The following is an 18,333-nucleotide window of genomic DNA, read 5'->3' as shown; positions in this document are numbered from 1 at the left end:
ATTTATGATGTTGACAGGCTTCGTATAGTGCCGTCAATATCCATCATAAGGGCCGTGGAGGAACAAGGCCCTGAGGGAGGAGTTCCAATGTCGAATTTGATCCGCGTGTCGCGGCGCCGTTTGCTGGCGTCCGGTGGAAAGGCGGCAGTCCTTGTTGCTGCCGCAGGTATCGCACCGAAATTCATTCGCCCAAGCCGTGCCTATGCGGCCGATGCCCTGGCGCCCGGCATGATCGGTGGCCCGACGGGCTTCGACGGCTCGGAGCGCTATCAATATGGCGCCGACACGCCCGAGGGCCGCGCCATTGAGGCGGCCAAGGCGATGAAGGGCGCCGGCAAGGCGCCGGCCAAGATCGTGCTTGGCCTGTCCGATGGTTCGATCGGCCAATTGACACAGCCGTTTCCGGCCGGTGCGCCGTCGATCAAGGATCTCTGGGAGAAGGAAACCGGTATTCCGCTCGAGATCGTCGGTGTGCCGAATGGCCAGGAATTCACCAAGACGATGCAGGACATCTCCACCAAGGGTGGGGCGTATGACATCTACGCGGTCGAATGGAACCGTCTTGGCGACCTCGCCGAAACCGGGGGCATCCTCAAGCTCGACGACTTCGTCGCGCAGTACAAGCCGGAATGGGACGATCCCGAGCGCGGCTATGTCAATGGCGCCAAGGGCGTCTCGCTGCTCAATCAGTATCGCGGCTCGACCTATGGCGTGTCGCTGGATGGCGACTTCCAGACCTGGGTCTACCGCACCGATCTGTTCGGCGACGCAGCCGAGAAGAAGGCCTTCTCCGACAAATACGACTATGAACTGGCGGCGCCGAAGACCTGGAAGCAGCATGACGAGATCGCAGCCTTCTTCCAGCGCCCGGACAAGGGCCTGTTCGGCTCGACCGATCTGCGCAACCAGGGCTGGGGCTATACCAACTGGTATCAGCGTTATGTCTCAATGGCTTCGCCCAATCAGTTCTTGTTCGACGATACCGGCAAGCCGCTGATCAATTCGGAGCAAGGTATTGCGGCGACCAGCGAGTACATCGCGTCGCTTGCGCACCATTCGCCGGATGCGATCTCCTGGGGCTGGCCGGAGCAGTACGGCAATTTCGCAAAGGGCGGTGCGGCCATGACCTGCGCCTTCTCCAATCTGCCGAAATTCCTCGATAATGCCGGCAACAAGGATTCAGCTGTCACCGGCAAGATCGGCTCGATGCTGCCGCCCGGCCGCGAGATCGACGGCAAGCTGGTCAGCCGTTCGGTGCTGTGGCTCAATCTGTCGGCGTCGGTGTCTTCGCAGGCCAAGAACCCGGAGGCCTGCTACCTGTTCCTGCAATGGCTGGGATCTAGTCGCATCTATGCGTGGATGACCGCCAACCCGGGCGGTTACTTCGATCCGTTCCGGCTGTCGGATTTCTCCGATCCGCTGGTCCGCCAGACCTATCATGCTTACCACATGGACGTGGTGCGCGAGACGGTCGCCCGCACCGTGCCCACCATCAACTATCCCGGCGCCACCGCCTTCCACAATGCGCTGGACGAGAACCTCGTCGCCGCGCTGACCAAGGCCAAGACAGCAGAGCAGGCGATGGCCGACACCGAGGCCGAGTGGAAGAAGATTGCCCGCCGCACCGGCGAGGAGAAGCTTCTCGAAGCCATCAAGACCAACAAGGAGGCCTGGCCCACCGTTCTCGATCCGATCGCCTGATCCTCCCGGATCTTACCAAGAGGGGAGGAGTGATTGCTCTTCCCCTCGATAACGAAGGACCCAGCAAAGCCGCAAGATGAAGCGTTCAGTTCCTTTCGAGATATTCCGCTATGCCGCGATCTTTGCGGCAATGGCGGTGACGCTGGTGCCGATCCTGTGGATGATGTCGATGGCGTTCAAGCCGATCGCCGAATGGTCGGCGACCGGCGCCGACCTGACCTGGTGGCCGAAGAACCCGACACTCAGCAATTTCCGCTTCGTCTTCGGTGAATCGACCAACAATCTTATCGTCGCGCTCGACCGCACAGCTTTGAAGCCGATCCTGTCGTCGCTGCTGTCGGCCACGTTCGGCACGGCGATCGCCATGTCGGCGGGCACAGCGGCGGCCTACGGGCTGTCGCGCTTCAACTCGGGCCAGAACCTGCCGCTGGCGCTGATCCAGCTTCGCCTGTTTCCGCCGATGGCGGTCATGACCCCGGTGATGATCATGTGGGCCTTCCTCAACTTCACCGACAGCTGGTGGGGGCTGTCGCTGATCTACGGCATCGTCACGCTGCCTTTCGCCTTCTGGCTGATGAAGACCTTCTTCGACGACATGCCGCGCGAGATCGAGGAGGCGGCACTGGTCGAGGGCTGTTCGCGGTGGCGCGTCTTCACCCGCATCACGCTGCCGATGATGCGGGCGCCGCTGGCCAGTGCCGCGCTGTTCGTCTTCATCCTCAACTGGTCGGACTATCTGATTGCGCTGCTTCTGACGACGCGCGAATGGGTCACGGTCCCGGTCTACATGGCCTCGCTGTCCTCCTCGATGACCGGACAGCTCTACGGCGCCAAGGCAGCTCTCGGCCTGATCGCCGCGGTGCCGCCGGTGATCATGGGCATCGCCATCCAGCGTCATCTGGTGCGCGGGCTGACCTTCGGGGCGCTCAAGCAATGAGCTCGGTGACAGCCACGATTTCGGAGGGCGACATGCAAGCCTCCAAGGCGGCGTCGGTGTTGCCGGACGAGGGCGCGCGGCTCGGATTCCGGCTGACCCTGCCGGCGCAGATCCTGGTGCTGTTCATCGCCGTCTTCCCGCTGCTGATGCAGCTCTACATCAGCCTGACCGACTGGTCGCCGCTGTCGGGCACCGGCTGGTGGAATGCCTGGTCGATGTGGAACAGTTTCGCCAATTACACCGACCTTGCCGCGGACGCGCGCTTCTGGAGCGCGCTGAAGCGCACGGCCATCGTCATGATCGTCTGCGTGCCGGCGGAGTTCCTGCTCGGCCTCGCGCTGGCGACGCTGTTTGCGGACGAGTTTCCCGGCAAGCGGATCTTCTATTCGATCCTCTTGATGCCGATGATGGTGGTGCCGGCGGTGGCCGGCTACATGTTCTTCATGCTGTTTCAGTCGGGCGGCCCGGTCAACGACATCCTGTCGGCGATGTCAGGCTTTCCCGTCACCATCGCCTGGCTCTCGGATCCGACGCTGGCGCTGATCGCGGTGATGGTCGCCGACATCTGGCAGTGGACGCCGCTAATGTTCCTGATCCTGCTTGCCGGCCTGGTCGGCGTGCCGGAGGACCAGATCAAGGCGGCGACGCTGCTCGGCGCCAACCCCTGGCAGCGCTTCGTCACCATCGTGCTGCCGAAGATGAAGACGATCATCATCATTGCGCTGGCGATCCGGGTGATCGAGAACTTCAAAATATTCGACACCCTCTACATCATGACCGGCGGCGGTCCCGGGGTCGCTACCGAAACCATCTCCGTTTACATCTACAAGCTCACCACGCAGGACCTGATCTGGAGCTATGTGGCGGCAATCGCGCTGGCCATATTGATCGTGCTGTCCATCGCCGCTGTGTTTGCCATGAAACGCATGGCCCGGGTACGCGAGGTGGCGGCATGAGCACGATCCATCTGCAAAACCTTGTCAAGAAATTTGGCGACTTCACTGCGCTGCAGACGATGGATCTGGCCATTGCCGACGGCGAGTTCATGGCGCTGCTCGGGCCGTCCGGCTGCGGCAAGTCGACGACGATGAACATGATCGCCGGCATGGAAGAGCCGACCAGCGGCAAGATCCTGTTCGGCGAACGCGACATGGCCGGCGTGCCGATGGGGCGGCGCGGCGTCGGCTTCGTCTTCCAGAACTATGCGATCTTCACTCATATGAGCGTGCGGCAGAACCTCGCCTACGGCCCGAAAATGCGCGGCGCACCAAAGGCCGAGATCGACCGCCGCGTCGGCGCCATTGCCGAGATGCTGCAGCTGACGCCGCTGCTCGACCGCAAGGCCGACCGGCTTTCGGTCAACATATTGCAGCGGGTGGCGATTGGCCGTTCGGCGATCATGGAGCCGGCGATCTTCCTGCTCGACGAGCCACTGTCCAATGTCGACGCCGCCTTCCGGGCGGTGATGCGGACCGAATTAAAGCAACTGCAGCGGCAGTTCCGGCAGACCATGGTCTACGTCACCCACGATCAGCTCGAAGCGATGACCATGGCCGACCGCATCGCGGTGATGGACCACGGCGTGCTGCAGCAGGTCGGCACGCCACTGGAAGTCTACAACAACCCGGCCAACGTCTTCGTCGCCCGCTTCATCGGTGCGCCGGGCATGAACCTGCTCAAGGGCTGGTTGGCGGAAAGTGACCGTGGCCTGGTCGTCGATCTTGGCCCACTCGGGGCGACGCCGCCGCTGCCGGTCGAGATCGCCAATGCCGCCAGCCGGATGCGCGGCGAGGTGTTTTATGGCTTTCGACCGGAGCAGGTGACGCTGGCCGAAAGCGGCCGTGGCCTCTGCATGCCGGTGAGTTTCGTCGAGCGGATCGGCGCGCGCACCATCATCCATCTTGGCGAGGGAGAGACCGCGGTGAAGGCGGTGTTCGACAATGATGTCGGGCTGGCGATCGGGCAGACAGCCGTCGTCGCGCCTGCGGCGGAGGCGGTGCGCGTCTTCGACGCCGCTACCGGCCTTGCGTTGAGAGCAGGTTGAGATGGCCGATATCGTTTTCCGTAATGTGACAAAACGCTATGGCGGCACGCTGGCTGTCGACGATGCCTCGTTCGCGGTCAACGACAACGAGTTCTTCTGCTTCTTCGGGCCGCCGCTGTCGGGCAAGTCGACGATACTCCGTCTGGTGCTCGGGCTGGAAACCCCGGACACGGGCGAGATCCTGATTGGCGGCAAGCCGGTCAACACGGTGTCGCCGGCGGAGCGCAATGTCGCCATGGTGTTCCAGAATCTGGCGCTGTTCCCGCATATGAGCGCGCGCGACAACATCCGTTTTCCTTTGGTCGAGCGGAAGGTGGCAGAAGCCGAGATCGAAAAACGCGTCGCCGATGTCGCGGCCAAGCTGCATATCGGACATATCCTGCACAAACCGCCGGCGCAGCTTTCCGGCGGTGAGCGGCAGCGGGTCGCGATCGCCCGCGCGCTGGTGCGTGATCCCGCCGCGTATCTGATGGACGATCCGATCTCGGCGCTCGACGCCCGGCTGCGCGAGGAGACGCGCGTCGAGCTCAAGCGCATCCAGCGCGAGCTCGGCAAGACGCTGATCTATGTCACGCACGACCAGGAAGAGGCGATGTCGGTCGCCGACCGCATGGCCATCCTGGAGAGCGGCAAGATCAGGCAGATCGGCGCGCCTGCCGAGATCTATGACCGGCCGGCCAGCACCTATGTGGCGCGGCTGCTCGGCTCGCCGATGATGAACATATTGAAGTCGGTGCACGGCTCGGAAGGCGTGGAGGCGGCCGAAGGCACGATCCGCATCGCGGACAAGGCTGCGCCGGCCGATGCCGTCGAGATCGGACTCAGGCCGGAAGACATCAAGGTCAAGGCCTGGTCGGATGGAATCTCCGAGGGGGGCGCGGGCCGCCCGGCGCGAGTGTTCGAGGTCGAGCCGCTCGGCGGCTACACCGTGGTGACGCTCGCCGCCGGGCAGGCGCGCCTGCGGGCGCTGTTGCGCGGCCAGCCGGACATCAGGCCGGACGCGATGGTGGCGATATCCTGCGAGCCGGGCAGGGTGCATTATTTCGGACAAGGCGGGGGAGCGCTGGCACGATGACGGCGGCTGCAAGGAACGAGCTTCGGGAGGAACATATGGCAAGTAACGGCTTCGAGCCGGACGTTAAAGTCCGCACCAGGGAATACAGGATCGGCTGCGTCGGCGCCGGTATGATCATGGCCGAATGTCACCTTGCCGCCTACAAGGAAGCCGGTTTCCCCGTGGTGGCGATTGCCTCGCGCACCAAGGCCAGCGCCGAGAAGGTCGCCAAACGCTGGGATATCCCGACCATCCACGACACGCCGGAACAGCTCATCGAGGACAAAAACGTCGAGATCATCGATCTTGCCTTTCCGCCGGACCAGCAGCCGGCGCTGATCCGTCATGCGCTGAAGCAGGAGCATATCAAGGCTATCCTGGCGCAGAAGCCACTGGCGCTGTCGCTCGATGAGGCCGTCAAACTGCGCGACGAGGCGGCCAAGGCCGGCAAGATCCTCTCGGTCAACCAGAACATGCGCTACGACCAGTCGATGCGCGTCTTGAAGCAGATCATCGACAGCGGCGCGCTCGGCGACATCGTCTTCGCGCAGATCGACATGCATGCGATCCCGCACTGGCAGACCTTCCTCGAGGACTATGACCGGCTGACGCTCGCAAATATGAGCGTCCACCATCTCGACGTACTGCGCTTCCTGTTCGGCGATCCCCTGGAGATCACCACCCTGACCCGCAAGGACCCGCGCACCCGCTTCGATCATTCGGACGGCATCATCGTGTCGACGCTGCGGTTCCCGTCCGGCGTGCTCGCCGTATCGCTGGAGGATGTCTGGTCCGGTCCGCGGCAGGACGGCTACAAGGACGACCAGCACATCAACTGGCGCGTCGACGGCACCAAGGGTGTCGCCAAAGGCACCATCGGCTGGCCGACGGGCGCTGCGTCGACGCTGACCTACGCCTCGACCGAGACCACCGATGGTCAATGGGTGACACCCAGCTGGGACACGATGTGGTTCCCGCATGCTTTCATCGGCGTCATGGAGCAGCTTCAGCACGCGGTTAAGACGGGCGAGCCGCCAGCGCTGTCCGTCGCGGACAATGTCAAGACCATGGCGCTGGTCGAAGCCGGCTACCGCTCGATCGACAAAGGCCGGACGGTCAACCTTTCCGAAATATCAACTGACTGAATCACTTACAGGGAGGAATTCACACCATGATGCAGGCAGGTATTTTCACGGGTTATTTCCCGTATGGCCTCAAGGAAACCGCGCAGAAGATCCGTGCGCTCGATTTCAACACCGTGCAGCTCGACCTGCATTTCAGGGATATCGACCTGTCGTCCGGGCAGATCACCAAGGACAAGGCCAAGACCGTCCGCGATACGTTCCGCGACCACAATCTGCCGATCTGCTGTGTGTCGGGCTACACCAACATCATCCATCCGGATATGGGCGAGCGCGAGAGGCGCGTCGGCTATTTGAAGGAGATCATCCGCAACGCGCGCCATTTCGGCACCCCTTACGTGATCTCGGAAACGGGTACCTACAACACCGAATCCGACTGGGTGCATCACCCGAAGAACAAGACCGAGGAAGGGTTCGAGGAATGCCGCAAGGTCATCGCCGACCTTGCCCAGACGGCCTATGACCACGGCGCGGTCTTCCTGCTCGAAACCTATGTCAACAATGTCGTCGGCTCGGTCGAGGAGACGGTGAGGATGTTCGCGCAGGTCGACCACCCAGGCCTCGGCCTGTTGATGGACCCGACCAACTATTTCGAAACCCACAATATCGACCGGATGGATCAGATCCTGAACCAGGTGTTCGACACGCTGACCGACAAGATCAAGATCGCCCACGCCAAGGACGTCAAGCGTTCCGGCGGCGACAAGTCGGAGAAGCACGCAGACATTGGCGACGAGGACGCGCTGGAGAGCCACACTTTCCGCGGCGTCGGTGAGATCGAGCTGCCGGCGCCCGGCCTCGGTTCGCTGAACTACGACCTTTATCTCAAGCGGCTGGCCGAAAAGCACCCGAACATCCCGGTCATCATCGAGCATCTTTCGGAAGACGACGTGCCGCGCGCCAAGAAATTCCTCGATGGGAAATTTCGCGCCAACGGACTGTGATGGCGCGGTTTAGCTACGAAACAAGGGAGGAAGAGAAATGTTGAAATTCGCGTTGAAAATCGCGGCCGCGGCGACGGTTCTCGCCGGTGTGGCGCTGGGTGCGCCGGCGCTGGCGCAGGACACTCAGAAGACGTTCTACCTGCTGTCGCATGGCGGCCCGTCGGATGCCTTCTGGATCGACTGGAATGCCGGCGCGACCAAGGCCTGCGACCAGCTCAAGGTGACCTGCAAGATCTCGTTCAGCGGCGGCGACATGGCGGCGCAGAAGGAAGCCTTCAACTCGGCACTCGCCGCCAAGCCGGACGGCATCGCCACGACTTCGGCGCAGCCCGGCCTGTGGACCGAGGAGGTCAAGGCAGCGAAGGCGGCCGGCATCCCGATCGTGTTCTTCAACACCGACGATCCGGTAACCGGCCGGCAAGCCTATGTCGGCGCCGACCTTAGGGAAGCCGGTGTCATCTGGGCGAAATATCTGGTCGACCACAAAATGGTGAAGCAGGGCGACAAGGTGTTCCTGCCGGTCGAAGTGCCGGGCGCCAGCTACCAGCAGCTCGAGACCGAAGGCATTGCCAGCGTCTTCGATCCGCTCGGCATCAAATATGACGTGGTCGATTGCGGCACCGATCCGGCCGGCATCATCGCCAAGATGACGGACTACATGGTGGCCAACAATCCGCCGGCAATCATCGCGCTCGGCGATTCCGTCGCGGCCAGCGTCAAGCGGGTGTTCGATGGCGCCGGCGTGCCGGCCGGCAAGATTCCGGTCGTCGGCTGGGGCAATTCGAAGGAAACGGCCGAGTCCGTCAAGGCCGGTTTCGTCAACGCGGCTGCCTGGCAGTTCCCGTCGGCGCAGGGCTTCATGCCGGTGGCGCTGCTCGGGTTGGCCGCCGCCGGCGAACCGATCGGCTACGACATCCACACTTTCAGCCTCTACGACGCCTCGAGCGTCGAACCGATCCTGAAACTCTACAACAAGTGATTGGAACTGACGCTCGCCGCGCAGGCGGCGGGCCTCACCCTGGCGTATGGTTCGAGCTGTCATGACAATTGCCGCAGAAGAGGAAATGCCGCGTGCCAAACGCAGGTCGAGCCTGATCCGCTCGCCGCAGTTCTCGTCGCTCGTCATCCTGATCGTCCTGCTGGCGGTGTTCGCGATCGCCGATGCGAACTTCCTGTCGCCGCTCAACATCTCCAACATGATGGCGTTCCTGCCCGAGCTCGGCATCATCGCGCTCGGCATGACGCTGCTTCTGACGGCGGGCGAGTTCGACCTTTCGGTCGGTGCTGTGTTCGGACTGGCGCCGGTTGTCGTCATGCTGCTGGTGCAGAACGGCGGGGTGGATATTGGCGTGGCGCTGCTGGCCGGCCTGCTGCTCTGCATAGCGATCGGTGCGATCAACGGGCTGATCGTCACCAAGATCGGCATCTCCTCCTTCCTGGTGACGCTGTCGATGCTGCTGGTGGTGCGAGGCGCGGCCCTCTACATCACCCAAGGCTTTCCGCTGAAGTCCTGGGACCAGCCCGGCTTCTTCGTGACGCTGCTGGCCGGCAGCTTCAATATCGGAACGTTCCGTTTCTATACCTCGCTGTGGTGGTTTATCGGCCTGTCGCTGCTGGCAATCTATGTGCTGCGCTACGCCAAGCTCGGCAACTGGATCAGCGCCATCGGCTCGAACCGTAACGCTGCCGTAGCGCGCGGTGTGCCGGCCGATGCGGTCAAGATCTGGCTGTTCATCCTGACCTCGGTGCTGGCCGGTCTCGCCGGCATGATCAGCGCCTTCCGCATCTCTGCCGCCTCGCCGGTGGCCGGCACCGGCTACGAACTCGAAGTGATCGCCATGGTGGTGGTCGGCGGCACGGCGCTGACCGGTGGGCGCGGCACCATTTTAGGTACCATCGTCGGCGCGCTGATGCTGCGCAGCATCCGCAACGGCATCGTGCTGATCGGCGTGCCTGGGCTCGCCTACAACATCTTCGTCGGCGTCATCATCCTTGCCATGCTCATTCTGCACGCTTTGCTGCAGAAGAACGCCGCCAGGAGCTGACCATGGAAGTGCTTCGGCTGCACAACCTGCAAAAGTCCTTCGGCAGCGTCCGCGCCCTGAAGAGCGCGTCGTTCACGCTCAACGAGGGCGAAGTGGTGGCCTTGCTCGGCGACAACGGCGCCGGCAAATCGACATTGATCAAGGCGATCTCCGGGGTCTTTCCGGTCGATCGTGGTGACATCTATGTGCGCGGCCAGAAGGTCTCCATCCGCTCGACGCGCGATGCGATGGATCTCGGCATCGAGACCATCCACCAGGATACCTCGCTGGCACCGGACCTCAGCATCGCGCGCAATCTTTTCCTCGGCCGCGAGCCAGTCAACCTCAAATGGCTGGGTGTGTTCGCGCCGCTCAATCTCGCCCAATTGCGCGATGCTGCCTCGGCACTTTTGAAGCGCGTCGGCATCTCGAAGAAGCTCGACGCCGATGCGCTGGTCAGCACGCTGTCGGGCGGCGAGCGCCAGTCGATCGCCATTTCCCGCGCCATGCAATTCGCCGCCAAGGTCATCATCCTAGACGAGCCGACCAACAATCTCGGCGTCGAGGAAACGCACGGCGTGCTGCGCTTCGTCAAGGAAGTGCGCGACGCCGGTCACTCGGTGCTTTTGATCACCCACAACATCCATCACGTCTTCCAGGTCGCCGACCGCATCATCGTCATGCGGCGCGGCGAGATCGTCGCCGAGCAAACGGTCGCCGACACCGACCTGCTGACCGTGGAAAGTATCATCACCGGCGCCGACATGTCGGCCCTGCTCAAGGAGACGAGAGCCAAGTGAAGGACGGGAGCAAAGTGAAGGAACTGGCCGTCACATGGTAGAGCTTTACGGCAAGACGCTGTCGCGCCGGCAGGTCTCGGAACGCTCGGGCATGCTGTCGCAGTTCGCCGGCGTGCGACTGATGACGCTTGGCGACGGCGTCGAGCGCGGCATCCGCATGCTCGAATTCCGCACCGGCTCGGGCCTGCGCTTCACCGCGCTGGTCGACCGGGCGCTCGATATCGCCGATTGCGACTTCAAGGGCCAGGCGATCGGCTGGCATTCGCCGAGCGGCTTTCGCAATCCCGGCCTGCACGAGTATGAAGGCGAGGACGGGCTGGCCTGGGCGCGGTCGTTTTCCGGCCTTCTACTGACCTGCGGCCTCGACCATATATTGTTCATGAACGAGGTACCCGCCGACACCTACAACTATCCGCCGAAGAAGACGGTGCGCCATTCGCTGCATGGCCGCATCAGCACCATCCCGGCGCGGCTGAGTGGCTACGGCGAGACCTGGGACGGCGACCGCTGCGTGTTGTGGGCCGAAGGCATCGTCCAGCAATCGACTGTATTCGGCGAGGATCTGCATCTATTGCGGCGGATCGAGGCCGATGTCGGCGGCAACGAGATCCGGCTTTCGGACCGTGTCGTCAATCACGGTTTCAACCGAACACCGCATATGTTTTTCTACCACATCAATGTCAGCCATCCGGTGCTTGACGAGGGCGCGCGCTATCTGGCGCCGATAAGGGATGTCGTTTGGGCCGGGCATGCCGGCGAGCGTTATGAGGCGCAAAAGGTCGGCTATCGCACGGTCCCGGCGCCGCAGCCGCGTTTCAGCGAACAGGTCTGGCAGCACGAGCTCGGCGCTGGCAGCACCGGCGAAGTCCCGGTGGCGGTGGTCAACGATAGGCTCGGCCTCGGGTTCGAGGTGGTCACGCGCAAGGACCAATTGCCCTGCACCTACCAATGGCAGAATTTCCAGGCTGGACAGTACGCGCTTGGCATCGAGCCGTCGACGCATCATGTGCTGGGAAATCTGGCGGCGCGCGAACGCGGCGAGATGATCTGGCTGGAGCACGGCGAGAGCCGCTCGTACGATGCGGTGTTCCGGGTTCTCGACGGCGCCGGCGAGATCGCCGCCGCCGAGAGCCGGATCGCGGCAATCGCCAGGCAGCCGCAGCAGGATTATCCCCAGCCGTCGGGCCGTTTTCCTGTTCTTGGAGGCAGGTCGTGATAATGGCTAGGACGATACGAGACACCAGTTGGGAGGCTGGTCCCGGCCGGAGCGGGGAGGGTTCGCGGCCGAGCTGGAATTGGAGGTCACAATGGCTGGCACGGTAAAGCGCGATTACAGCCTGGTCGGCGAAAGCACGCGCAGGGCGATCGAGACGGGACTGGCCTCGGCGGAGTGGTACCACACCGATGTCCCCCGCAAGGCGATCAAGGAGTTGATGCAGCGCTCAGACGGCCCGGCGATCCGCGACACGATCATCTGGATCATCGCCATCCTCGGCTCCGCCGCCGGCGCCATCTATTTCTGGGGCACCTGGTGGTGCGTGCCGTTCTTCTTCGTCTACGGCGTGCTCTACGGCTCCTCCAGCGACTCGCGTTGGCACGAATGCGGCCACGGCACGGCTTTCCGCACGCGCTGGATGAACGATGTCGTCTACCAGATCGCCAGCTTCATGCTGATGCGCAATCCGGTGACCTGGCGCTGGAGCCATGCCCGGCACCATACGGACACGATCATCGTCGGCCGCGACGCCGAGATCGCCGTGATGCGCCCGCCGGACCTGCTGCGTGCCGCGCTGGCTTTCACCGGCATCCTCGATTTTCGCTATTCGCTTCCGGCGCTGGTACGCCAGGCGTTCGGCAAGCTGACGCCCGACGAGAAAAGCTACGTTCCCGAGATGGAACAGCACAAGGCCGTCATCGCGGCGCGCTGGCATATCGCGATCTACATCGCGACGATCGCGCTCGCCGTGTTCATGCGGTCGTGGATACCGGTGGTGCTCATCGGCGTGCCGCGCCTCTACGGCACCTGGCACATGGTGCTGACCGGCCTGCTGCAGCATATCGGTCTGGCCGACAACGTCGTCGACCACCGGCTCAACACCAGGACCGTCTACATGAATCCGATCAGCCGGTTCATCTACTGGAACATGAACTACCACGTCGAGCATCACATGTTCCCGATGGTACCGTATCACGCGCTGCCCAGGCTGCATGAACTGATCAAGCACGATCTGCCCGAGGCGAACCCGTCGATATGGCATGCCTATCGCGAGGTCTGGCCGGTCCTGCTCAGGCAGCTCAAATACGAGGATTATTTCCTTAAGCGCGAACTGCCGCCAACGGCACGGCCCTATCGTGGCGAGTTCCACGAAGTGAACATGTCGGCAGCGGCTGAGTAGGCACTGCACGAGACGCAACGCAGAAATTTCAGGAGAAGCAGAGATGGCCGATTGGGTCGAAGCGTGCGCCGTGGACGATGTCGAAGAGGAAGATGTCATCCGCTTCGACCATGGCGGCCGCACCTTCGCGATCTACCGTTCGCCGGACGATGAATTCTTCGCCACCGACGGGTTTTGTACGCATGAACAGGCTCATCTGGCCGACGGGCTTGTCATGGACGACATCATCGAATGCCCCAAGCACAATGGCCGCTTCAATTACAAGACCGGCCAGGCGAAGGGCGCTCCCGTTTGCGTCAATCTCGCGACCTATCCAGTCAAGGTCGAAGCTGGCAAGGTGATGATCCAGATCGCCTGACCGGCCTTCTGTCACGTAGCAAAGGGGACCAAAATCCATGAGCCGGAAAAGACCGACCGTCGCCGACCTGCGCGCCATGAAGGGCAAGCGGCAGCTGACGATGCTGCGCGTGCTGACGATGGACGAGGCCGAGGCCGCCGAACGCGCCGGCGTCGATATCGTCTCGGTGCCGCCGGAGCTGGTGCTCAATCCGCAATATCGCGATGCGGCACCCAGCCTGTTCACCATGCCGGGCGAGAATTTCTTCGAGATCGGCACCGCCGATGATTTCGTCCGCTGGGCGTTCCGGCTCTACAAGGCCAGCGCCGATGCGGTCTATTGCAGCGCCGGCTACGCCACCATCAAACGGATGGCCGACGATGCAATTCCGGTGATCGGGCATGTCGGCCTCATCCCGTCACGCGCCACCTGGACCGGCGGCTTCAAGGCCGTCGGCAAGACCGCCGATACCGCCATGCAGGTGTTCGAGGCGGTGAAGCAACTGGAGGCCGCCGGCGCGATCGGCGCCGAGATCGAGGTGGTGCCAGTCGAGGTGGCCAAGGCGATTTCGGAACGCACATCGCTGATCATGTTGTCTATGGGGGCGGGCACCGGCTGCGATGCGCAATACCTGTTCGCAGACGATATCCTCGGCCAGAACCGTGGCCACATGCCGCGCCATTCCAAGGTCTATCGCAATTTCGCCGCCGAATACGATCGGCTGCAGGCCGAACGCATCGCTGCCTTTTCCGAATATGTCGCCGATGTGAACAGCCTGGCGTATCCCGAAGACAGGCACGTCGTGCACATGGACCCGGACCAGCTCAGCCTGTTCCTGGAGAAGATCGAAGCCGCATGAGACACGCCGGCAGTGGCGCGAAGCGCCATCGCGGATCGTAAAACGCCGGTTCGGCGGCAGGGCTAGGTCATCGCATAGCCGGGCTGCGATGCCACACGAAAGTTTGTTGGTCCATGTCTGGACGGCACCGGCCAAATGCTGTTGAAACCGGTGCGTCATCGGTTTGCCGGACATTTGTGCGGCTGCCGATGGGGCGGGAGAAGATTCCCCTTCGGACAGTTCTACGCATGACCGCCATTCCCGAAGACAAAGCCTTACCCGAAACCGCGCCGGCGGCGCGGCAAGCCCGGCGGGTGGCGCTGATCGTCGCCGTCGCCTTCTTCATGCAGCTTCTAGATTCGACCATCATCTCGACCTCGCTGCCGCAGATGGGAGAATCCTTCGGCGTGCCGGCGGTGGCGATGAGCATCGGCATAACCGTCTATATGCTGACCATGGCGGTGTTCGTGCCACTGTCCGGCTGGCTCGCGGACCGTTTCGGCGCGCGCAACATCTTCCTCATGGCGATTGCCCTGTTCACGCTGGCCTCGCTCGCCTGCGGCGTCTCGCAGAACCTGGCTGAATTCGTCGCCGCACGTGCCGTGCAGGGCCTGGGCAGCGCGCTGATGACGCCGGTCGGCCGCATCCTGGTGCTGCGCAATGCGCCGAAATCCGAGCTTCTCAACGCTACGGCGCTGATCACCTGGCCGGCGCTGTTCGCGCCGGTGGTCGGGCCGGTGCTTGGCGGCTTCATCACCACCTATGTCTCCTGGCACTGGAATTTCTTCATCAACATTCCCCTTGGGGTTGCCGGTTTGGCGCTGGTCGCCCGCTTCATTCCCGGCGACCGCGAAGCTGGGGCCAAGCCGCTCGACTGGCCGGGCTTCCTGCTGACCTCGGTAGGGCTCGCCGCGATGCTCTATGGCCTCGAGCGCATCGCGCATCCGCGAGGGGGGGTGTTGCCGACCGTGGCACTGCTCGGTACGGGCATTTTGGTCGGCTGGCTGGCGGTGCGGCATCTGCGACGCGCCAACCATCCGCTGCTCGATCTCACAGCCTTCAAGGTGCAGACCTTTGCCATCTCGACGCTTTCGGCCGGCACGATTTTCCGGATCGCCATCAACGCCACGCCATTCCTGCTGCCGCTTTTGTTCCAGGTCGGCTTCGGTCTGAGCCCGGTCGATGCTGGCATGATGATCCTGGCCTATTTCCTCGGCAATCTCGGGATGAAGGCGGTGACGACGCCGACGCTGAGGCGCTTCGGATTCCGTTCGGTGCTGATTGTCAACGGAGTGATCGCCTCTTTGTCGATCATGGCCTGCGCGGCGCTTTCGCCGCAGACGCCGCAAGCATTGGTGATGGTGCTGATGCTGATCGCCGGACTGTCGCGTTCGATGCAGTTCACCGCGCTCAACACGCTGGCTTTCGCCGATGTTGCCTCACCGCAGCGCAGCTCGGCGGCGACGTTGTCCAGCATGCTGCAGCAGGTGGCGATGCTGTTCGGCGTAGCGGTCGCGGCGGCACTGCTCAACCTGTCGCAGATCGCCAGGGGCGTGGCGGCGCTCGGTCTCATCGACTTCCGCCTTGCCTTCCTGGTGATCGGCGCAATCGGGCTCGTCGCCTCGTTTCGCTTCCTGGCGTTGCCGAAGGCCGCCGGCGCCGAGGTCTCGGGCCATGTTTTGCGGATTTAACGCAGGAACTGCGCGGCGAGCGCGGACGTAAATTCTGCCTGCTCCGCTCGTCCGGGAGCAAACCTTTGCCAGCGGTTCGATCAGCGCGATCAATTGCAAAAGTGCTTGAGTTCCAGGCATTGCGCCAGCCTCGCAATCGGTGCGTCCAACCGCGGAATTTCCTCGCAAGCCGGCCTGCAATGCGCGGATTCATTTGACGGATTGGTCTTGAGCCGATTAGCTTTCGTTCCGATGGCCGCAGAGGGAGCAGGGCGTAGCCATCGCGGGTGAAAGCGGGCAATGAACGCGACCGGCTGGCTAAACTGGAGAAGCCTGAACCAGGAGGGCATTGTCTTTGCCATCGCGGTCGTGCTGTTCATTGCCGCCGCCGTCGGACTGCCTGGTTTTATCAACTCGAACAATCTTGTTGCCATCGTGCGCTCGGTCTCGGTGCTGGGCATATTGGCGCTCGGCATGGCGGTCGTCATTATCGGCAGGGGCATCGATCTGTCGGCGGTGGCGATCATGGCGATGTCGGTCGCTTGGTATCTGCAATTGCTGAGTTCGGGAATGTCCGACGGGCTGGCCTTCGCCTATGTGCTCGCCGGCGTTCTCGCCATCGGGCTTTTGAACGGCATTTTGGTCGCCTACGCCGAGGTTCCGGCGATCTTCGTGACGCTGGCGACCGCGTCCTTCGTCTTCGGCTATGTGCGCTCACAATTGATCACACAGGACGCCGTGCCGGTGCCGCCCGGCCATTGGGTCGAGCTTCTGGGCGGGCTTCGGTTCCTCGACATCCCGGTCGAGGTTTTTGTCTTCGCCGGGCTGGCTTTCGCCTTTTTCCTGTTCCTGCGCTACACCAAATGGGGCCGCTACGTCTATTTCGCCGGCGACAACCCGGTTGCGGCGCGCAATATCGGCATTCCAGTGCGCCCGATGCTGGTGCTGCGCTACGTGTTGTCGGCCTTGGTCTCGCTGATTGCCGGCTTGCTCACCGCCGCCAGCCTGCATTCGATCAACACCCGCATCGTCAATTCCACGCTGCTCTACGACATCGTGCTGGTGGCGGTGATCGGCGGCATCGGTCTATCGGGCGGGCGGGGCGGGGTGCGCAACGTGCTGGTGGGTGCCGCGCTGATCGGCATCCTGCTCAACGCCATGACCATCATCGACATTCCGCTGCTCTATCAGAACCTGATCAAGGCGGCGATCCTGCTGGCGGCGATCATCGTCGATGGGTTCATCAATCCGCGCGACGAGCAGACCGCGCAGCAAGGCGACATTTAGACTGACGCGAACGGTTGGGGCCGGCCGCGAACGACAACGACCAAACCAGAGGATGTGACATGAAAATCATCAGGACGTTTATGGCCGCCGCGGCAGCGCTTGCCGTCTCCGCCTTCGTGGCGCCAGGCTTCGCCGCCGAAGATCCGGGTCCGGGCGCCTATTCGCAAGCGCTCAAGGGCAAGCGTGTGATGCTGGTGCCGATGGCGATGGGCTTCGATCTGGCACAGGGCTGGGCGCATTACCTGAAGACCGAGGTCGAGGCCTGGGGCGGCGTGTTCGAGACGCGTGACCCGAACTGGGTGGTCGATGCCGGCGCGCAGGCGATAACCGACGCTATTTCGTCTGACACCAGGCCGGACGTGCTGATCATCCATTCGCCGGACCTCAACTCCTATGCCAAGCTGATGAAGAAGGCGCAGGCCGCCGGCACCTATGTCCTGCTGGTCGACAATCCGGCGAACTTCCCGGCCGATGCCTTTGTCGGCAGCGACTGGGATCGGCTCGGGCAACTCGAAGCTGAAGCGGCGATAAAGGGTTGTGGGCCGAACTCCTCCAAGAAGATCGGGCTGGTGCAGGGCGACCAGGCCAACTCGTCGAGCCTCTACCAGTATGCCGGCATCATGAAGGTGCTGGATAAGAACCCCGACTTCAAGGTCGTGGCCAAGCCTGACTCGAACTGGGATGCGACGACCTCGCGCAACGTGACGACGACGATGCTGCAGCAGAACCCCGACATCTGCGCCATCATCGATTTCTGGGACGGCGACGCGACGGGCGCATCTGCTGCGATCCGCGATGCCAAGCTCGAGGGCAAAGTCTTTCTGGTCACCACCGGCGGCGGCGAAAAGACTGCCGACTGCGACAAGCTGCAGGACGGCACCTATGGCGCGGTGGTGATGACCGACCTTGCCCGCCAGTCGGGCGACATGAACGCCGTCATCAAGTTCCTGCTGCAGAGTGGCCAGCCAGCCGGCACCTCGCACACCTACATCTACACGCTGGAGAAGGCGACGACCAAGGCCGACCTCAAGCCAGACAGCTGCTGGGACTTGAAAGCACTGCAAGCCCAAGCTGCGGCCAAGTAAACCGCGGGTCCGTTGCAAGCATCGACGAGGTGGCCGGACCTTGTTCGGCCGCCTCTTTCTCTCTTGAGTGGCAG

Annotated in this window: 17 protein-coding genes; all 17 read left to right on the top strand. The window is 62.9% G+C overall.

The features are described from left to right. Positions 1-87 precede the first annotated feature (87 nt). The 17 genes from NKH37_RS12540 to NKH37_RS12460 all read left to right on the top strand — a co-directional run bounded on the left by NKH37_RS12540 (position 88) and on the right by NKH37_RS12460 (position 18,259). The gene (locus tag NKH37_RS12540; protein WP_352481602.1) at positions 88-1,701 is read left to right on the top strand and encodes an extracellular solute-binding protein; all 1,614 of its coding nucleotides are present in this window, start codon (positions 88-90) and stop codon (positions 1,699-1,701) included. 76 nt (positions 1,702-1,777) lie between these two features. After that, positions 1,778-2,638 carry a carbohydrate ABC transporter permease gene (locus NKH37_RS12535; RefSeq protein WP_023721285.1) on the top strand — a complete coding sequence of 287 codons (861 nt, stop codon included), beginning with the start codon at positions 1,778-1,780 and terminating at the stop codon, positions 2,636-2,638. Further along, positions 2,635-3,594: a carbohydrate ABC transporter permease gene (locus tag NKH37_RS12530; RefSeq protein ID WP_352481600.1), complete on the top strand. Its 960-nt coding sequence runs from the start codon at positions 2,635-2,637 to the stop codon at positions 3,592-3,594. The genes NKH37_RS12535 and NKH37_RS12530 overlap by 4 nt, the downstream gene beginning before the upstream one ends. Next, positions 3,591-4,682: an ABC transporter ATP-binding protein gene (locus NKH37_RS12525; protein WP_352788637.1), complete on the top strand. Its 1,092-nt coding sequence runs from the start codon at positions 3,591-3,593 to the stop codon at positions 4,680-4,682. Before NKH37_RS12530 ends, NKH37_RS12525 begins: the two co-directional genes overlap by 4 nt. Position 4,683: 1 nt before the next feature. Continuing rightward, positions 4,684-5,757 (top strand): ABC transporter ATP-binding protein, encoded by a 1,074-nt coding sequence (locus NKH37_RS12520; protein WP_353000047.1) that lies wholly within the window; start codon positions 4,684-4,686, stop codon positions 5,755-5,757. Positions 5,758-5,792: 35 nt separating this feature from the next. Further along, entirely contained in the window at positions 5,793-6,881 is a 1,089-nt protein-coding gene (locus NKH37_RS12515; RefSeq protein ID WP_353003476.1) for a Gfo/Idh/MocA family protein, read from the top strand. Positions 6,882-6,907: 26 nt separating this feature from the next. After that, positions 6,908-7,822: a sugar phosphate isomerase/epimerase family protein gene (locus tag NKH37_RS12510; protein WP_023721280.1), complete on the top strand. Its 915-nt coding sequence runs from the start codon at positions 6,908-6,910 to the stop codon at positions 7,820-7,822. Between the two features lie 37 nt (positions 7,823-7,859). Further along, entirely contained in the window at positions 7,860-8,801 is a 942-nt protein-coding gene (locus NKH37_RS12505) for a sugar ABC transporter substrate-binding protein (protein ID WP_353003474.1), read from the top strand. Between the two features lie 61 nt (positions 8,802-8,862). Then, positions 8,863-9,867, top strand: coding sequence for an ABC transporter permease (locus NKH37_RS12500; protein WP_352908821.1), 1,005 nt, complete (start codon positions 8,863-8,865; stop codon positions 9,865-9,867). Continuing rightward, a complete protein-coding gene (locus NKH37_RS12495) occupies positions 9,864-10,646 on the top strand; it encodes an ATP-binding cassette domain-containing protein (protein ID WP_353003733.1) in 783 nt (260 codons plus the stop codon). Before NKH37_RS12500 ends, NKH37_RS12495 begins: the two co-directional genes overlap by 4 nt. Before the next feature lie 34 nt (positions 10,647-10,680). Continuing rightward, entirely contained in the window at positions 10,681-11,862 is a 1,182-nt protein-coding gene (locus NKH37_RS12490) for an aldose 1-epimerase family protein (protein ID WP_023721276.1), read from the top strand. A 91-nt stretch (positions 11,863-11,953) separates the two neighbouring features. Then, positions 11,954-13,042: a fatty acid desaturase family protein gene (locus tag NKH37_RS12485; protein ID WP_023721275.1), complete on the top strand. Its 1,089-nt coding sequence runs from the start codon at positions 11,954-11,956 to the stop codon at positions 13,040-13,042. 43 nt (positions 13,043-13,085) lie between these two features. Next, positions 13,086-13,400: a MocE family 2Fe-2S type ferredoxin gene (locus tag NKH37_RS12480; protein ID WP_352481591.1), complete on the top strand. Its 315-nt coding sequence runs from the start codon at positions 13,086-13,088 to the stop codon at positions 13,398-13,400. 37 nt (positions 13,401-13,437) lie between these two features. Continuing rightward, the gene (locus tag NKH37_RS12475; RefSeq protein ID WP_023675787.1) at positions 13,438-14,238 is read left to right on the top strand and encodes a 3-methyl-2-oxobutanoate hydroxymethyltransferase; all 801 of its coding nucleotides are present in this window, start codon (positions 13,438-13,440) and stop codon (positions 14,236-14,238) included. 227 nt (positions 14,239-14,465) lie between these two features. After that, positions 14,466-15,908 carry a DHA2 family efflux MFS transporter permease subunit gene (locus tag NKH37_RS12470; RefSeq protein ID WP_352788625.1) on the top strand — a complete coding sequence of 481 codons (1,443 nt, stop codon included), beginning with the start codon at positions 14,466-14,468 and terminating at the stop codon, positions 15,906-15,908. A gap of 279 nt (positions 15,909-16,187) precedes the next feature. Next, positions 16,188-17,174: an ABC transporter permease gene (locus NKH37_RS12465; RefSeq protein ID WP_353003472.1), complete on the top strand. Its 987-nt coding sequence runs from the start codon at positions 16,188-16,190 to the stop codon at positions 17,172-17,174. A 59-nt stretch (positions 17,175-17,233) separates the two neighbouring features. Further along, positions 17,234-18,259 carry a sugar ABC transporter substrate-binding protein gene (locus tag NKH37_RS12460; RefSeq protein WP_352709821.1) on the top strand — a complete coding sequence of 342 codons (1,026 nt, stop codon included), beginning with the start codon at positions 17,234-17,236 and terminating at the stop codon, positions 18,257-18,259. Positions 18,260-18,333: the final 74 nt, after the last annotated feature.

It is taken from the genome of Mesorhizobium sp. M1217 (assembly GCF_040318275.1).
Lineage (GTDB): Bacteria > Pseudomonadota > Alphaproteobacteria > Rhizobiales > Rhizobiaceae > Mesorhizobium.
The sequence above is the reverse complement of the archived record's forward strand: the minus strand, read 5'-3'. Positions and strand labels throughout refer to the sequence as shown.